The following is a 15977-nucleotide window of genomic DNA, read 5'->3' as shown; positions in this document are numbered from 1 at the left end:
CCCTGTCGACCGAGACGCCCACTCCCGTAAGGTGCCCGAGTGCCGCTGCTCCTCCTCGACCTGGACAACACCCTGCTCGACCGGGCCGGGCCGTTCCGCGCGTGGGGCGAGCGCTTCCTGGCCGGGATCGGCGCGCCCGGCGCCGACATCGACTGGCTGCTCTCCATCGACGCCGACGGGCTCACCGACCGGTGGGACGTCGCCGACGCCATCCGCGACCGGTACGACCTGCGCATCCCCTCCATCGACCTGGTGGACGAGCTGCGCGACGGGGTGGTGGCGAACACCCGCCTCGATCCGCTGGTCGCCTGTGCGCTGCGGATCGCCGACGACGCCGGCTGGGTGCCGGTGGTGGTCACCAACGGCTCGGTCCGGCAGGAGGACGCCAAGATCAGGGGGACCGGGCTGGACCGGTACGTCGCGGACTGGGTGATCTCCGAGGAGGCCGGGGTCAGCAAGCCCAATCCGCGGATCTTCGCGCTCGCCGCGCAACGGGCCCGGATGTCGCTGCGCGGGGCGTGGGTGGTGGGGGACGGCCCCGAGGCGGACATCGGCGGGGCCGCCGCCGTCGGCCTGCCCAGCGTCTGGTTGCACCGGGGACGCCGCTGGTCCGACGCCCGGTTCGCCCCGACCCGCACGGTGGACTCGCTGATCGCCGCGGTCTCCGTCGTGCTCGCCGGCTGAGCGTCCGGCAGCGCCCGCACGGCCTCGGGTGGACCCGGTGCGGTAATTCGGTTGACCCCGGCTCGGCGTACCCACCAGCATGGGGGCCGCGCGAGTGCGCAACCGGGGTGTGCCCGGTCGAGGAGAGGAGGTCGGTCATGGCCGTCTTCGCAGGGTCGTACCACCTGCCTCCATCAGCCTCGATCAAGGGATCACCAGCTCAGTGCGTGAACACGACCTCCCGGCGCCGCAGCGCCGTGGCCGCGGCAAGAGCCGCTTCGACGACGACGAACCACAGTTCCTGAAGCGGGGACGGGCCGCCGAGCCCGCCCTCGCCGAACCCGACGACGAGCCCGACCCCGAGGACCGCTGGTCCTCCTGGGACGAGGCCGTGCACGGGCCCGAACCCCACCCGGACTGGCTGGTCACCGAGCTGGCCGCCCGGGACACCGAACTCGGCGTGCTCAAGACCGGCAAGGAGGCGGACGTCCACCTCGTCCGCCGGGCCGTGCCGGACACCGGGCGTTCCTGCCTGCTGGCCGTCAAGCGCTACCGGGACGCCCAGCACCGGCTCTTCCACCGCGACGCCGGCTACCTGGAGGGACGCCGGGTCCGGCGCTCCCGGGAGAACCGGGCGATGGCCGGGCGGACCGCCTTCGGGCGGCAGATGATCGCCGGGCAGTGGGCGGCGGCCGAGTTCGCCGCGCTGTCCCGGCTCTGGGAGATCGGCGCGGCCACCGGCCGGATCGCTGTGCCGTACCCGGTCCAGCTCATCGGCACCGAGCTGATGCTGGAGTTCGTCGGCGACCCCGACGAGGGCACGGCGGCGCCCCGGCTGGCCCAGTTGCGCCCCGAGGGCGCCGAGCTGCGGTCGCTGTGGGAGCAACTGGTCGACGCCCTGGTCGTGCTGGCCCGGGCCGGCTACGCCCACGGTGACCTGTCGCCGTACAACCTGCTGGTGCACCGGGGTCGGCTCGTCATGATCGACCTTCCGCAGGTGGTCGACGTGGTGGCCAACCCCCAGGGGCCGGAGTTCCTGGCCCGGGACGTGCGGGTGGTGGGCGCCTGGTTCGCCGCGCGCGGGCTGCCGCCCGACGGGGCCGATCCGGGCGAGCTGACCGGGCTGCTGCTGCGCGAGGCGGGCATCCGCTGAGCCGACGCCCCGGGCGGTCCACCGACCGCCCGGGGCGCGCGTGGCGAGCCGCCGGCTACTGCAGGTAGCGCTCCACCTCCGACAGCGGGCGCTCGCCCTGGGCGTCCGGGTCGCCGTGCGCCTGGCGCGCCGCCCGCCGGCGGCGCAGCAGGTCCCAGCACTGGTCCAGCGACTCCTCCAGCGCGCGCAGCCGCTCCCGGGCCTCGTCGTCGGTGCCGGTCTCGTGTTCCTGCGCCGCGGAGCGCAGCCGGTGCTCCTCGTCGACGAGTTCCGAGATCCGGTTCAGGATGGTCTTGTCGTCCATGCCCCTGAGCCTGGCACAGGGCGCTCGGGCGCGCCCGGATTCGCCCGACCGCCGTCGCCGGGCCGCCCGCCGTCGCCCGCCCGACCGCCGTCGCCGGACGACGCCCCGCCGGGCCCCGGCGCCGAGGCCGGGTACGCGCAGGCCCGGCCCCCGCGGTCGGGCAGCGCGTCGACCCCGGGCCCGGGACCCGGGCCCGCGGGACCCGTACCGGCCATGACGCGGGCAACATGGTGACGCTCGGCATCAACCGGGGTTCAGGTTACCGACCGGTCGGTGGCGAGTGGCGCTACCAGCGAAATCTCTTGCGCCGACCGGGTCGCGGCACCGTCCGAAGTGGATGCTCGGGGGGTCACTGTGAAATTTTCTCCCGCCGGGATGTCTGGAGAAAGTGCCTGCGTCGATGGCATGCTTCCCGGGACCGTCACGTTGCGATCACCACGGGGGTACGCAGCGCAGTGCGGCGCTCGACGCGAGGAGGACCCGTGCAGGTGAGCCGTGGCTGACCCGACCGCCCCCGCGCTCCGCCCGCCGTACGTCGCGTCCCTGCGGCGTACCCTGCCCGGGCTGCTCCGCGACCCGCTGGGCACCCTGGTGGCGCTCGCCGACGCGGCACCCGAGCAGGTCGTCCGGCTCAACCTGGGCACCATCCGCCCGTACCTGGTGGCCGAGCCGGCGCACGTGCAGCACGTCCTGCGTGACAACGCCGCCAACTACACCCGCGCCGGCGACAGCATGATGTGGAAGTCGGTGCGGAAGATGACCGGCGACGGGATCCTCGGCGAGGGCCCGTCCTGGGAGGCGAGCCGCCGGCGGCTGCAGCCGCACTTCACCGCCAAGCGGATCGACGCGGTGGTGGACGACCTGAGTCGGGCGATCAGCGAGGCCGTCGACGAACTGGCCGCCCCGGCCCGCGACGGCGCGCCGGTCGACGCGGCCAAGGAGATCTCCCGGATCATCTGCCAGGCCGTCATCCGGGTCTTCTTCGGCGACAAGATCTCCGTCGCCGACGGTGTGCGGGTGGTCGCCGAGGGGGACGTCGTGGCCACCTCGCTGCGGTACCGGCTGCTCGCCCCGTTCCTGCCCGACGCGGTCCCGATGCCCGGGGACCGGGCGTTCCGGCGGGCGGTGCGCAACATCGACGACATCCTGCTGCCGCTGGTCCGCGCCGAGCGCGCCGGCGGCGACGGCGGGGACGACATCCTCGCCACGCTGGCCCGGGCCCGCGACGCGCACGGCAACAAGCTGGACGAGCAGCAGGTCCGCGACGACCTGGTGTCCATCTTCGCCACCACCACCGAGACCACCTACGTGGTGCTCACCTGGCTCTTCCCCCTGCTGGAGCAGTTGCCCGAGGTGGCCGCCCGGCTCTACGAGGAGATCGACCGGGTGGTCGGCCCCGGCGAGGTGGTCAGCCGGGATCAGCTCGGCCGACTCCGCTACACCCGGATGGTGCTCGACGAGTTGGTCCGGGCGTACCCGTCCGGCTGGCTGGTGCCGCGTACGGCGGTCGCCGACGACGTCATCGGCGGCACCCGGATCTCCGCCGGCGCGACGATCATCCTCAGCCCGTACGTCACCCAGCGGCTGGCCCGCTTCTGGGACCGTCCGGAGGTCTTCGATCCGGAGCGGTTCGCCCCCGATCGGCCCCGGCGTGCCCACCGGTACGCCTACTACCCGTTCGGCGGCGGCGCCCACCAGTGCATCGGCCAGTACCTCTTCCAGCTGGAGGCGCCGCTGATCGTGGCGACGCTGTTCAGCCGCTTCCGGTACCGGCTCTGCGAGCCCGGGATGCCCCACCCGCAGCTCGCCGCGTCGCTGCGTCCCCGGGAGCGGGTGCCGCTGATGCTCACCCCGCACCGGCAGCCGGCCCTGGCCTGACCGCCGTGACAGCTGTCGTGACGGCCACCGACGAACTGGCCGAGGCCGCCGAGCACGGACGGGTCTGCGCCCTGGCCGCGCAGGGCCAGCGGGACCTGCAACGCTGTCTGGCCGCCCACCCGGACCTCTTCGCCGACGGCCCCTTCGACGGGGCGCTGGCCAGCAGCATCGCCCTCGCCATCGCGTTCAGCGCGCCCTGGTGCGACCCGGCGGAACTGCGGCTGACCAACCGGGCGGTGCTCTGGGGCTTCGCCCTCGACTGGCAGGTGGACCACCAGACCTCCGCCGCCGCCGACCTCGACCTGCTGGTCCGCCGGCAGGTCGCGGTCGCCGACGGCGAGCCGGCCGACGTCGACGACCCGCTGGGCCGCTTCCTCGCCGGGCTGCACGGCGAGCTGGCCGCCGTGCCGGCCTTCGCCACGCTGGGCGGGGCCTGGCGGGAGGCGGTACGCCGGACCTGCGCGGCCATGCGGCGGGAGTGGCACTGGCGGGCCGCGGCCCGCGACGGCGCACCGCTGCCCGGCCTCGCCGAATACCTCGCCAACGCCGACAACCTGGCCTGCACCGTGGTGAACGTGGCGCACTGGATCCGGGTGGGCGGGGCCGACGCCCACGACCGTTTCGACCGGCTGGTCGCCGCCAGCGACGCCGTGCAGCGCGCCCTGCGGCTGGTCAACGACCTGGCCACCTGGGAACGGGACCGGCGCTCCGGCGACCTCAACGCCCTGCGGCTGGTCGACGACCGGTCGGTGGTCGAACGGGAGCTGACCGGACTGGTCGCGCGGGCCACCGACCTGCTCGACGAGTTGCGTCCCGACCGTCCCCGCGAGGCCGCCTACCTGACCCGCCAGCTCGGCTACACCAGCGGCTTCTACCGGTCGACGGACTTCTGGGGCGTGGCGTGAGCACCGGCGCGCTGACCCGGGGCGCCCCGCCGGAGGACGCCGGGCCGGCCGAGGCCGCCGCCGTACTGGTCGCCGACCTCGTCGCCCGGCCCGCCGGCCGGACCTCGGTGTCGGTGTACGAGACGGCCCGGCTGGTCTCCCTCGCGCCCTGGCTGACCCGCCACGCCGAGCGGATCCGGTACCTGCTGGCCGCGCAGCGGCCCGACGGCGGCTGGGGCGGCCCGGAGGGCTACGCCCTGGTGCCCACCCTCAGCGCAGTGGAAGGGCTGCTGGCCGTGCTCGACCGGGACGCGCCGGTCGGCTGGTCCGTCGACGGGGTACGCCACGGTGTCGACCGGGCGTTGCGCCTGCTGCACGGTCCGACCGGCCCGGCGGCGTACCCGGTGCCCGACCTGCCGGCCGCCGATCTGGTCGTACCGGCGCTGGCGGAGCGGATCGGCGAGCGGCTGACCGACCCGCCGGCGGGACTGGCCGGCTGGCGCGACGCCGGGCCGCCGCCGCTGCCCGCCGGCCTGGACCGGCGGCGGCTGGACCGGGTCCGCCTGCTGGCCGGCTCCGGCGTCGGCCTGCCGCCGAAGCTGGCGCACGCGCTGGAGGTGCTCGGGCCCGCCGCGCGTCGGCTGCCCGCCGTGGTCCCGACGACGGCGGGGCCGGTGGGCGCGTCCCCGGCCGCCACCGCCGCCTGGCTCGGCACTCCGGACGACAGCCGACCGGCCACCGTGGACTATTTGCGTGCGGTGGTCGCCGAGCACGGCGGTCCGGTGCCGTGCGCCACCCCGATCACCGTCTTCGAGCGGTCCTGGGTGCTCAGCACGCTGGCCCGGGCCGGGGTGCCGCTGGTGGTGCCACCGGCCGTCGTCGCCGACCTGCGCGACGCGCTCGGCCCCGACGGCGCCGCGACCGGGCCCGGCCTGCCCACCGACGCGGACACCACCGCCGTGACGCTGTACGCGCTGGCCCGGCTGGGTCGGCCGGTCGACCCGTCGTGCCTGTCCCGGTACGACACCGGGGCGCACTTCTGCACCTGGCGGGGGGAGGACGGCGCCTCGGTGACCACCAACGCGCACGTGTTGGAGGCGTTCGGCCGGGGCGCCGGCCGGCCCGCCCCGACGGTGCTGCGTCGGCTCACCGGCTGGCTGCTCGACCAGCAACGGGCCGACGGGTCGTGGACGGACCGCTGGCACGCCTCCCCCTACTACGCCACCTGCTGCGCGGTGCTGGCCCTGCACGACCACGGCGGCCCGGCGGCCCGGCCGGCGGTGCGCCGGGCGGTCGATTGGGTGCGCGACACCCAGCGCCCGGACGGCGGTTGGGGGCGGTGGCGCAGCACGGCCGAGGAGACCGCGTACGCCCTCCAGGCGCTGCTCGCCGGGGCCGGCGGCCCGGCCTTCGACGCGGTGGTGGTCCGGGCGGCCCGGCGGCTGTCCCTGCTGGACGCCGGGTGCGACGATCCTCCACTGTGGCATGACAAGGATCTCTATCATCCGGATGTGATCGTCCGTGCCGCCGTGGTGGCCGCCACCAAGCTGGCAGCTGAGCGGTTACGGGGCCACCCCTATAGCCCGTCCGGCCCCTGGTCTGCACTGCTTGAGTGAAGTTCCGGACACTGCTAGCGTGCGCCGGGGCCGGCTCGCGCTTTCGGCCAACCCGAAACGTGAATCAGGACCGGCGAGGGACGGTGTGATGGGTTCCCGCAGTGCAAGTCTGCGCACCAAGGTTGTGGCCCTGCTGGTCTCGCTGACCGCACTCTGGGCGTTCGCGGCCTGGGTGACCCTGCGGGACGGGCTCAACGTCCTCGGTGTGCAGACCCTCGACGCCCAGGTCGCCGAACCGAGCGAGTCGCTGCGCACCGAGTTGCAGCGCGAACGCCGGATGTCCCTGGCCTACCTGGGCCGCCCGAGCCAGCAGCAGGCGGAGCAGCTGCGGGAGCAGCGGCAGCGCAGCGAGGCGCTGGCCGTCTCCTTCGCCGAGTCGGCCCGCAGTTGGCGGGCCCGGCTCGCCTCCAGCGACGAGTTGGGGCAGCGCATCGACGAGGTGGTCGCCGGGCTGGACGGCCTGGGGCCGGTCCGCGACTCGGTGGTCGCCCGCTCGGTGGACCGGGCCGGGGCGGCCGCGGCGTACACCGGGGTCCTGGACTCGCTGTTCCGGGTCTACGCCTCGCTCGGCAAGCTCGACGACGAGCAGATCGCCAAGGACACCGCCACCCTCACCCAGCTCGTCCGGGTCCGGGAGCTGATGTCCCAGGAGGACGCCCTCTTCGCCGGGGTCGCCGCGGCCGGCCGGATCAACGACAAGGAGTACGCCCAGTTCGCCCACCTGGTGGGCGCGCAGCGGTTCCTGGCCCAGGAGGCCCTGGCCGAGCTGCCCGCCGCCGACCGGGACCGGTACGTCGCCATGACCGAGGGCGAGTCCTTCGGTCGGCTGCGGGCCCTGGAGGACCGGCTGATCCGCGAAGGCCGCCCCAACGCCCCGCTGCCGGTCGAGGCGGACGCCTGGCAGGCGGCCATCGACCCGGCCCTGGACGACCAGGAGGCCGCCGTGCTGGCCAGCGGTGACGCGCTGGTCGACCGGGCCACCCCGGTGGCGGTCTGGGTGATCATCCGGATGGTGCTCGCGGCTGGTCTGGGCCTGATCGCCGTCATCGCCTCGGTGGTCGTCTCGATCACCACCGCCCGCGCCCTGGTCCGGCAGCTCGAACGGCTCCGCGAGGCCGCCTTCACGCTGGCCAACGAACGGCTGCCCGGGGTGGTGGAACGGCTCGGCCGGGGCGATCAGGTCGACGTCGCCAAGGAGGCCCCACCCCTGGAGTTCGGCGACGACGAGATCGGCCAGGTGGGCAAGGCGTTCAACGTCGTGCAGGAGACCGCCGTGCGAACCGCGGTCGAGCAGGCCGAGCTGCGCCGCAACGTGCGTGAGGTCTTCCTCAGCCTGGCCCGGCGCACCCAGGCGCTGGTGCACCGCCAGCTCACCCTGCTCGACGCGATGGAGCGGCGCGAACACGACGCCGAGGAGCTGGAGGACCTGTTCCGGGTGGACCACCTGGCCACCCGGATGCGACGCAACGCCGAGAACCTGATCGTGCTCTCCGGCTCGACCCCGGGCCGTGCCTGGCGGCGCAACGTGCCCATGGTGGACGTGGTGCGCGGCGCGGTCGCCGAGGTCGAGGACTACACCCGGGTCAACGTGCTGTCGCTGGGCCCGGTCTCGCTGGCCGGGCGCGCGGTCGGTGACGTCATCCACCTGCTGGCCGAGCTGATCGAGAACGGTTTGACCTTCTCCCCGCCGCACACCTCGGTGGAGGTGCGCGGGCAGTTGGTGGCCAACGGCTTCGCCATCGAGATCGAGGACCGCGGCCTCGGCATGACCGCGGAGGACCTGGCCGCCGCCAACCACCGCATCGTGGACCGCTCGGAGCTGAACCTGGCCAACGCCTCCCGGCTGGGCCTGTACGTGGTGAGCCGGCTGACCGAGCGGCACGGGGTCAAGGTGGGCCTCAAGGAGTCCGCGTACGGCGGCACCACCGCCGTCGTGCTTATTCCGGCGGCCCTGGTCGAGACCGGCGAGGACCCGAGCGCCTCCGGCGGCTTCCCGACCGGCGCCGGGCTCGACGCGAGGCGGGCCGGCGACGACGTGCCGACGCCGGCGATCGACGCGCCCGCCGTGCCGCGGCCCGCACCGGCCGGGGTCGACGAGGAGCCGGCGGTGCTGCCGGTGCGGGCGCGACGCGCCTCCACCTCGGAGCGTCCCACCCCGCCGGTGACCGAGTCGGGGCTGCCGACCCGGACCCGGACCCGCCCGGGGCAGGGCGCGCTGACCGGCCCGACCGTGCCGATCGCCCTGCCGACCGTCCGACCGTCCACCTCGGAGCCGGCGGCGCCGGTGGCGGCGGCGCAGGACGGCGGTGGCGGCGCTCCGACCCCGCCCGGTGACCCGGTCCCGGCCGAGCCGGCGGCCACCGCCGGCCCGGTGACCGATGCCGGACTGCCGGTGCGGGTACGGCAGGCGAGCATCGCGCCGGAGTTGCGGGCCGACCCGGCGGACACCGCCGCGGACGACGAGACCGAGGAGCAGGCGCCGCGTCCGCCGGAGCAGGTGCGGCGGATGATGAGTTCGTACCAGACGGGGACCCGGCGTGGCCGCACCGACGCCGCCCGACTCCTCGGTGGTTCCACCGCCGGGGCGCGGGCCGGCAACGGGCCGGACACCGGGGACGGGCAGGCGACCTGACGGCGGCGGGACGGCCGCGCCGAGGCGCGACGGCGCACGGCAACCGAGCAACGGCGACACCAGCCGGGGGAGAAGAGGACGCGAGTGGTGCAGAAGACGGCTTCGAGTGCCGACCTGACGTGGCTGCTGGACGATCTGGTCGGCCGGGTGAAGCAGGCCGAACACGCCGTGGCGCTCTCCTCGGACGGCTTGCTGATGGCCTCCTCGCAGGGGCTGAGCCGGGACGACGGCGAGCACCTGGCGGCGATGGCGGCCGGGATCCAGAGCCTGGCCCGGGGCGCGGGCAAGCGGTTCGGTGGTGGGCAGGTCCAGCAGACCATCATCGAGATGCAGTCGTCGTTCCTGTTCGTCACGGCGGCCGGGCGTAACGCCTGCCTGGCGGTGCTCGCCTCGGAGGACGCGGACGTCGGACTGATCGCGTACGAGATGGCGATGCTGGTGACCCGGGTGGGCAAGTTCGTCGCGTCACCGACCCGGGGGCTCGACCAGCCGGCCGGCGGGAAGTAACGGCATGACGGTCGAGGGCGGTTCCGCAGAGGACAGGTGGGTCGACGACCACGCGGGCCCGGTGGTCCGCCCGTACGCGGTGACCCGGGGTCGGGCCCGCCCGGTCACCGGCACGTTCGACCTGATCTCCCTGGTCACGGCGACCCGCGTGGACGTCGTCGGCGAGTCCGGGCTGGGCCCGGAGCACGTGGCGATCGTCGCGCTCTGCCAGCGGATGCAGTCCGTGGCGGAGGTCGCCGCCCACCTGGACCTGCCGGTGGGCACCGTCCGGGTCCTGCTGGGTGATCTGATGGCCCGCGACCTGGTCCAGGTCCGGCCGCCCCGGGGCAGTGCCGGCCTACCCGATGAGAGCGTATTCGAGGCGGTTATCAATGGACTACGGGCACTCTGAGCGGCCGGCGGGCGCGCCCCCGCTGCCCACCGCGATCAAGATCCTGATCGCCGGTGGCTTCGGAGCGGGCAAGACGACCCTGGTCGGGGCGGTGAGCGAGACCAAGCCGCTGCGCACCGAGGAGGTGCTCACCGAGACGGGCATCGGGGTCGACGACCTGTCCGGGGTGGAGGGGAAGACCACCACCACGGTGGCGATGGACTTCGGTCGGATCACGATCAGCCCCGACCTGGTGCTCTACCTCTTCGGCACTCCCGGGCAGGACCGGTTCTGGTTCGTCTGGGACGAGTTGGCCCTCGGGGCGATCGGCGCGGTCGTGCTGGCCGACACCCGGCGGCTGGCCGACTGCTTCCCGTCGATCGACTACTTCGAGGAGCGCGGCACGCCGTTCGTGGTGGCGGTGAACTGCTTCGATGGGGCGCGGCGCTACCGGTTGGACGAGGTGCAGGCCGCGCTGAACCTCGACCCCGGCGTGCCGGTGGTGCTCTGCGACGCCCGGCAGCGGCAGTCCAGCCGGGACGTGCTGATCACGCTGCTGGAGCACGCGATGAAGTCGCGGGACTCGCGGCGCGCCGGCGGCGACTGACCTCGGCGGGTGCGTCCGGCACCGGCCCGGTGGCGAGGTCGTGGGTGAGGATCAGGCCCACATCACCGGGTTGCCGGTGGCCACCGCCGCCGCGCAGAGCCGGCGCAGCGGCTCGACGATGTAGGCGTAGTCGTCGGCGCACCGGGTCCGAACCCGTACCGCGAGGCGCTCGGGCGGAGGCGTTCCGTTCCTGCCCACCGGCCTCATCGCCACGACGGTCCGCGAGTCGTCGCCGACGAGTTCCACCCGGCCGTCGAGCAGCACCCGCTGCGTGAACCGGGTGGCCCGGAACAGCGTGACCGGCGGGTCCGCTCCGGTGTCGAGGACGAAGAAGCCGTCCGGGTCCACGCCGGCCTGCCAGCCCGGCCCGAACATGAACACCCCGTGGTACACCGCGACGTACGTCATCACCTCCCGGCCGGTCGCCTCGTCGACCAGCACGACCTCGTCCGTGATCCGGCTCTCCCGGAACTCGTCCAGCTCGGCCAGGGCCGCCGTGGCCTGCTCGGGCGACAGCCGGCCGCTGTTGTCGTCCGGCAGGCCGGCGGCCAGGGTCGGGAAACGCTCCCTCCCGACCGAGCGCAACGCCTGCTGGAAGAGCCGTACGCCGGTCCAGTTGGCCACGCCCTCGCTCGCCTGCTCCATCAGTTCGTGTGGGCAGGTCCGCACCAGCCAGGCGTCGAACGCGTGGTGCGCCGCCGGATCGTCCTCCCAGGGCTGCAACAGGGCGAGGTGACCGTCCTCGTCGAAGCCGACCGGGCCGACCGGGCACGGCGCGGCGAGTCCGTCCTGCCAGCAGCGGCAGTACACGAACGCGTCGAGCCCCACGCCGGCAGGCTACCGACGCCCGTCGGCGGCCGCACCTGCATTCGCCGCGTCGATGAGCACGGTACGGCGAAGGGCCGCTCCCCGTCGGAACGGGGAGCGGCCCTTCGCCGGTCGTGCGGGATCAGCTGGCGATCATGCGGCGCAGCACGTACTGCAGGATGCCGCCGTGGCGGTAGTAGTCCGCCTCACCCGGGGTGTCGATCCGGACCACCGCGTCGAACTCGACACCGGTGTCCGTGGTGACCTTGACGGTACGCGGGGTCTCGCCGTCGTTCAGCGCCGTCACGCCGGAGACGGAGAAGGTCTCCGTGCCGGTCAGGCCCAGCGACTCGGCGGTGGTGTCCACCGGGAACTGCAGCGGCAGGACGCCCATGCCGATCAGGTTGGAGCGGTGGATCCGCTCGTACGACTCGGCGATGACCGCCTTCACGCCGAGCAGCATGGTGCCCTTGGCCGCCCAGTCGCGCGACGAGCCGGAGCCGTACTCCTTGCCGGCCAGGATGACCAGCGGCACGCCCGCCTCCTGGTAGGCCATCGAGGCGTCGTAGATCGAGCTCTGCTCGCCGGTCAGGTGGTTGACCGTGAAGCCGCCCTCGACGCCCGGCACGAGCTGGTTGCGCAGCCGGATGTTGGCGAAGGTGCCCCGGATCATCACCTCGTGGTTGCCCCGGCGCGAGCCGTACGAGTTGAACTCGTGGCGCGGCACGCCGTGCTCGGCGAGGTACGTGCCGGCGGGGGAGTCGGCCTTGATCGAGCCGGCCGGGGAGATGTGGTCGGTGGTGACCGAGTCGCCCAGCTTGGCCAGCACCCGGGCGCCGGCGATGTCCTGCACCGGCTTCGGGTCCCGCTGCATGCCCTCGAAGTACGGGGGCTTGCGGACGTAGGTGGACTCGCCCTCCCAGGCGAAGGTGTCGCCCGTCGGGGTGGGCAGCGACTGCCAGCGCTCGTCACCGGCGAACACGTCGGCGTACGCGGCGCTGAAGCCGGTCGCGCCGATCGCCGAGGCGATGACGTCCTGGATCTCGGCGCTGTTCGGCCAGATGTCGCGCAGGAAGACCGGGTTGCCCTCGGTGTCCTCGCCGATCGGCTCGTTGGCCAGGTCGATGTCCATCGTGCCGGCCAGCGCGTACGCGACCACCAGCGGCGGGGACGCCAGGTAGTTCATCTTGACGTCCGGGTTGATCCGGCCCTCGAAGTTCCGGTTGCCCGACAGCACGGAGACGACGGCCAGGTCGCCCTCGTTCACGGCGGCGGAGACCTCCTCCGGCAGCGGGCCGGAGTTGCCGATGCAGGTGGTGCAGCCGTAGCCGACCAGGTTGAAGCCGAGCTTCTCCAGGTACGGGGTCAGGCCGGCGCGGTCGTAGTAGTCCATGACGACCTTGGAGCCCGGGGCCAGGGTGGTCTTCACCCACGGCTTGCGGGCCAGGCCCTTGTCGACCGCGTTGCGGGCGAGCAGGGCGGCGCCGATCATGACCTGCGGGTTCGAGGTGTTGGTGCAGGAGGTGATCGCGGCGATCACCACGGCGCCGTGGTCCAGCTCGTACTCGACGCCGTCGGCGCTGGTGACCCGGACCGGGTTGCTGGCGCGTCCGCCCGCACCGACGGCGGCGGTCTCCAGGTCGCGCGGGGCGTCGGCCGGGTCGTTGACCCCGTTGGCCGGGGCGTCGCTGGCCGGGAACGACTCGGCGCTGGCCTCGTCGGCCGGGCCCTCGGTGCCGAACGGCGCCTCCAGCTGCGGCACGCCCGGCTTGCGGCCGGGGTCGCCACCGGTCTCGTCGGCGGCGACGTAGTCGGTGAGGGCGGAGCGGAACAGCGTCTTGGCGCTGCCCAGCGGCACCCGGTCCTGCGGGCGCTTCGGGCCGGCCAGGGACGGCTCGATGGTGCTCAGGTCGAGCTCCAGCCGCTCGGAGTACTCCGGCTCGTGGTCCGGGTCGTGCCAGAGGCCCTGCTCCTTGGCGTACGCCTCGACGAGCGCGACCTGCTGCGGGTCGCGGCCGGTCAGCTCCAGGTAGCGGACGGTCTCGGCGTCGATCGGGAAGATCGCCACGGTGGAGCCGTACTCCGGGGACATGTTGCCGATGGTGGCCCGGTTGGCCAGCGGCACCGCGCTCACGCCCGGACCGTAGAACTCGACGAACTTGCCGACGACGCCGTGCTTGCGCAGCATCTCGGTGATGGTGAGCACCAGGTCGGTGGCGGTGGTGCCGGCCGGCATCTCACCGGAGAGCTTGAAGCCGACGACCCGCGGGATGAGCATGCTGACCGGCTGGCCGAGCATCGCGGCCTCGGCCTCGATGCCGCCGACGCCCCAGCCCAGCACGCCCAGGCCGTTGACCATGGTGGTGTGCGAGTCGGTGCCGACCACGGTGTCCGGGTACGCCTGGCCGTTGCGCTCCATGATCGTACGGGCCAGGTATTCGATGTTGACCTGGTGCACGATGCCGGTGCCCGGCGGGACGACCTTGAACTCGTTGAACGCGGTCTGGCCCCAGCGCAGGAACTGGTAGCGCTCCTTGTTGCGCTCGTACTCCAGCTCGACGTTGCGCTCGAAGGCGTCCTCACGGCCGAACAGGTCGGCGATGACGGAGTGGTCGATGACCAGCTCGGCCGGCGCGAGCGGGTTGACCTTGCTGGCGTCGCCGCCGAGGTCGCGTACCGCCTCGCGCATGGTGGCCAGGTCCACGACGCAGGGGACGCCGGTGAAGTCCTGCATGAGCACCCGCGCCGGGGTGAACTGGATCTCCACGCTCGGGTCGGCGGTGGGGTCCCACCCGCCGAGCTGGCGGATGTGGTCGGCGGTGATGTTCGCGCCGTCCTCGGTCCGCAGCAGGTTCTCCAGCAGGATCTTCAGGCTGTAGGGCAGCCGGTCGTGCCCCTCCACCTTGCCGATCTTGAAAATCTCGTAGCTCGCGTCTCCGACGCGTAGCTGGGTCTTCGCACCGAAGGTGTCGAGGCTCGCCACGTCGTACTCCTTCACACCAGCGACCGTGAGTAGTCCTGAGCAGTCTGTCGCACCGGCCGGAGCGCCGCCCAGGTTAGGTGACACTTACCGCCGATTGTCGTCGTCTACAAAACCGTACGTCCGTCTTGCTATTCACGCAACCTCGTGCCAGGGTTCGGGACGAGGAGGTGCCACCATGATCCATCACGTTCAGCTCGCCTGCCCACGCGGCTCCGAGGAGGCCTCCCGGGCCTTCTACGCCGGCCTGCTCGGCATGACCGAGAAGCCCAAACCGCCGGCCCTCGCCGCCCGCGGTGGGTGCTGGTTCACCGGGTACGGCGCGGAACTGCACCTCGGTGTCGAGGACGATTTCCGACCCGCCCGCAAGGCCCACCCGGCACTGCTGCGCCCCGACCTCGACGACCTCGCCGCCCGGCTGGCCGGCGCCGGGCACCCGGTCACCTGGGGTGACGACGAACTGCCCGGCCTGCGTCGCTTCCACACCCACGACGCCCACGGCAACCGCCTGGAGTTCGTCGCCCCCGTACCCGGCTGACCGCCGCCGGTCGCCCGGGACACCGGTCCGGGCGCGACGACCTCGACGGCACCCACGGCTGTCCTGCCGGGCCCGGCTCGCCGTGGTCGTCGTCGACACCTGGCCGGGACCGGACGGTGGTGCCGCCCCGGGGCCACCACCCGACGGCCGGCCCCGGACGCTGCCGGTGGGGACCGGGGCGCCAGGGACGGATACGCCGAAGGGCCGGCCCCCGGGTGGGGGTCGGCCCTTCGGTGTGTTGGTCAGTGGGAGTAGCCGCGGGTGGCGGCCCAGTCGGCGAGGGTGTCGATGTCCATCTGGTAGGTGGCGGTGTTCGGGTTGGCGGAGTCGGCGATGGTGACGGTGTTGCCGTTGTCGCGGTAGCCGGTGACGCTGATGTAGTGGCCGCCTTCGAAGGAGTGGGTGCCGCCGTCGGTGTCGGTGGCGGTGCCGGCGATGTTGACGACGATGGCGTGGCCGTCGTTGATGGCGGCGACGATGTCGGCGCGCATGGTGTCGGTCTGCTTGTCATCGGCCTTGGGGGTCTTGATCTCGACGCTGCGGTAGGCGTCGCGGCCGGTTTCCTTGTTCAGGACGGGGGTGATGTCGTTGATGCTGTTGGTGCCGTTCTCGGTGGTGCCCATGATCTTGGCCATGGCGTCGACGTCGATGTCCTTGCCCTGCACGCTCAGGGCGTTGCGGGTGGCGGCGGGGCCGCAGTAGTAGAAGTTGGGCTGGGCTTCGTAGTCGACCTTGAGCTGTCGTTCGTCGCCGGGCTTGCGCTCGGCCTGCACCGGCTTGTCGGTGGGGGCAGCGTGGGCGGCCAGGGCGGGGCCGGCGATGCCACCGGCGGTGGCGGTGATGGTCAGGGCGGTCAGGGCGGTCTTGCGCAGGATGTCGGTACGCATGGGGATGCTCCTTCTGCGTCAGGGGGATGCGGCAGTGCGCTGGGGGGCGGTGTGCCGCAAAGGGGGAGGTTCGGGGGACGTCTCCGGCGGCGGTGCCTGCGCGGGGTCCGGGGGGACGCCTGGCGGCGGGGCCTGCTCGGGTGTCCGGGGG

Annotated in this window: 14 protein-coding genes; 10 read left to right on the top strand and 4 right to left on the bottom strand. The window is 73.5% G+C overall.

All coding sequences use genetic code 11. From position 1 onward, the window contains the following. Nucleotides 1–39 precede the first annotated feature (39 nt). Both ACPFP2_RS18850 and ACPFP2_RS18845 read left to right on the top strand, forming a co-directional pair. Entirely contained in the window at nt 40–684 is a 645-nt protein-coding gene (locus ACPFP2_RS18850) for an HAD family hydrolase (RefSeq protein ID WP_424090489.1), read from the top strand. Nucleotides 685–886: 202 nt separating this feature from the next. Beyond that, nucleotides 887–1816 (top strand): serine protein kinase RIO, encoded by a 930-nt coding sequence (locus ACPFP2_RS18845; RefSeq protein WP_424090488.1) that lies wholly within the window; start codon nt 887–889, stop codon nt 1814–1816. A 55-nt stretch (nt 1817–1871) separates the two neighbouring features. On the opposite strand, the gene ACPFP2_RS18840 is transcribed toward ACPFP2_RS18845, so the two are convergent. Further along, nucleotides 1872–2120 carry a DUF2630 family protein gene (locus ACPFP2_RS18840; RefSeq protein WP_088975100.1) on the bottom strand — a complete coding sequence of 83 codons (249 nt, stop codon included), beginning with the start codon at nt 2118–2120 and terminating at the stop codon, nt 1872–1874. A gap of 495 nt (nt 2121–2615) precedes the next feature. Here ACPFP2_RS18840 and ACPFP2_RS18835 point away from each other — a divergent pair, with 495 nt between their 5' ends. The 7 genes from ACPFP2_RS18835 to ACPFP2_RS18805 all read left to right on the top strand — a co-directional run bounded on the left by ACPFP2_RS18835 (nt 2616) and on the right by ACPFP2_RS18805 (nt 10614). Beyond that, the gene (locus ACPFP2_RS18835) at nt 2616–3998 is read left to right on the top strand and encodes a cytochrome P450 (RefSeq protein ID WP_424090487.1); all 1383 of its coding nucleotides are present in this window, start codon (nt 2616–2618) and stop codon (nt 3996–3998) included. 5 nt (nt 3999–4003) lie between these two features. After that, nucleotides 4004–4903: a terpene synthase family protein gene (locus ACPFP2_RS18830; protein WP_424090486.1), complete on the top strand. Its 900-nt coding sequence runs from the start codon at nt 4004–4006 to the stop codon at nt 4901–4903. After that, nucleotides 4900–6498 carry a prenyltransferase gene (locus tag ACPFP2_RS18825; protein ID WP_424090485.1) on the top strand — a complete coding sequence of 533 codons (1599 nt, stop codon included), beginning with the start codon at nt 4900–4902 and terminating at the stop codon, nt 6496–6498. Before ACPFP2_RS18830 ends, ACPFP2_RS18825 begins: the two co-directional genes overlap by 4 nt. An 88-nt stretch (nt 6499–6586) precedes the next feature. Continuing rightward, nucleotides 6587–9130 carry a nitrate- and nitrite sensing domain-containing protein gene (locus ACPFP2_RS18820; protein ID WP_424090484.1) on the top strand — a complete coding sequence of 848 codons (2544 nt, stop codon included), beginning with the start codon at nt 6587–6589 and terminating at the stop codon, nt 9128–9130. Nucleotides 9131–9214: 84 nt separating this feature from the next. After that, nucleotides 9215–9637 (top strand): roadblock/LC7 domain-containing protein, encoded by a 423-nt coding sequence (locus tag ACPFP2_RS18815; RefSeq protein WP_088975097.1) that lies wholly within the window; start codon nt 9215–9217, stop codon nt 9635–9637. A 4-nt stretch (nt 9638–9641) separates the two neighbouring features. Beyond that, nucleotides 9642–10028 (top strand): DUF742 domain-containing protein, encoded by a 387-nt coding sequence (locus ACPFP2_RS18810; RefSeq protein WP_424090483.1) that lies wholly within the window; start codon nt 9642–9644, stop codon nt 10026–10028. Further along, nucleotides 10009–10614, top strand: a complete 606-nt coding sequence (locus ACPFP2_RS18805; protein ID WP_424090482.1) for a GTP-binding protein — start codon at nt 10009–10011, stop codon at nt 10612–10614. The genes ACPFP2_RS18810 and ACPFP2_RS18805 overlap by 20 nt, the downstream gene beginning before the upstream one ends. A gap of 51 nt (nt 10615–10665) precedes the next feature. Here ACPFP2_RS18805 and ACPFP2_RS18800 read toward each other — a convergent pair whose 3' ends face one another. Beyond that, on the bottom strand, nt 10666–11442 hold the full coding sequence (locus ACPFP2_RS18800; RefSeq protein WP_424090481.1) for a hypothetical protein: 777 nt from the start codon (nt 11440–11442) through the stop codon (nt 10666–10668). Between the two features lie 121 nt (nt 11443–11563). Continuing rightward, entirely contained in the window at nt 11564–14419 is a 2856-nt protein-coding gene (locus ACPFP2_RS18795) for an aconitate hydratase (RefSeq protein ID WP_424090480.1), read from the bottom strand. A gap of 160 nt (nt 14420–14579) precedes the next feature. Here ACPFP2_RS18795 and ACPFP2_RS18790 point away from each other — a divergent pair, with 160 nt between their 5' ends. Next, entirely contained in the window at nt 14580–14939 is a 360-nt protein-coding gene (locus tag ACPFP2_RS18790) for a glyoxalase (protein ID WP_424090479.1), read from the top strand. A 242-nt stretch (nt 14940–15181) separates the two neighbouring features. Here the strand turns inward: ACPFP2_RS18790 and ACPFP2_RS18785 are convergent, their stop codons facing one another. Beyond that, complete coding sequence (locus ACPFP2_RS18785) at nt 15182–15826, bottom strand: C39 family peptidase (RefSeq protein WP_424090478.1); 645 nt, start codon at nt 15824–15826, stop codon at nt 15182–15184. Between the last annotated feature and the right edge of the window lie 151 nt (nt 15827–15977).

The sequence above is a fragment of the Micromonospora citrea genome (assembly GCF_049629545.1).
Classification (GTDB): Bacteria; Actinomycetota; Actinomycetes; order Mycobacteriales; family Micromonosporaceae; genus Micromonospora; species Micromonospora citrea_A.
The sequence above is the reverse complement of the archived record's forward strand: the minus strand, read 5'-3'. Positions and strand labels throughout refer to the sequence as shown.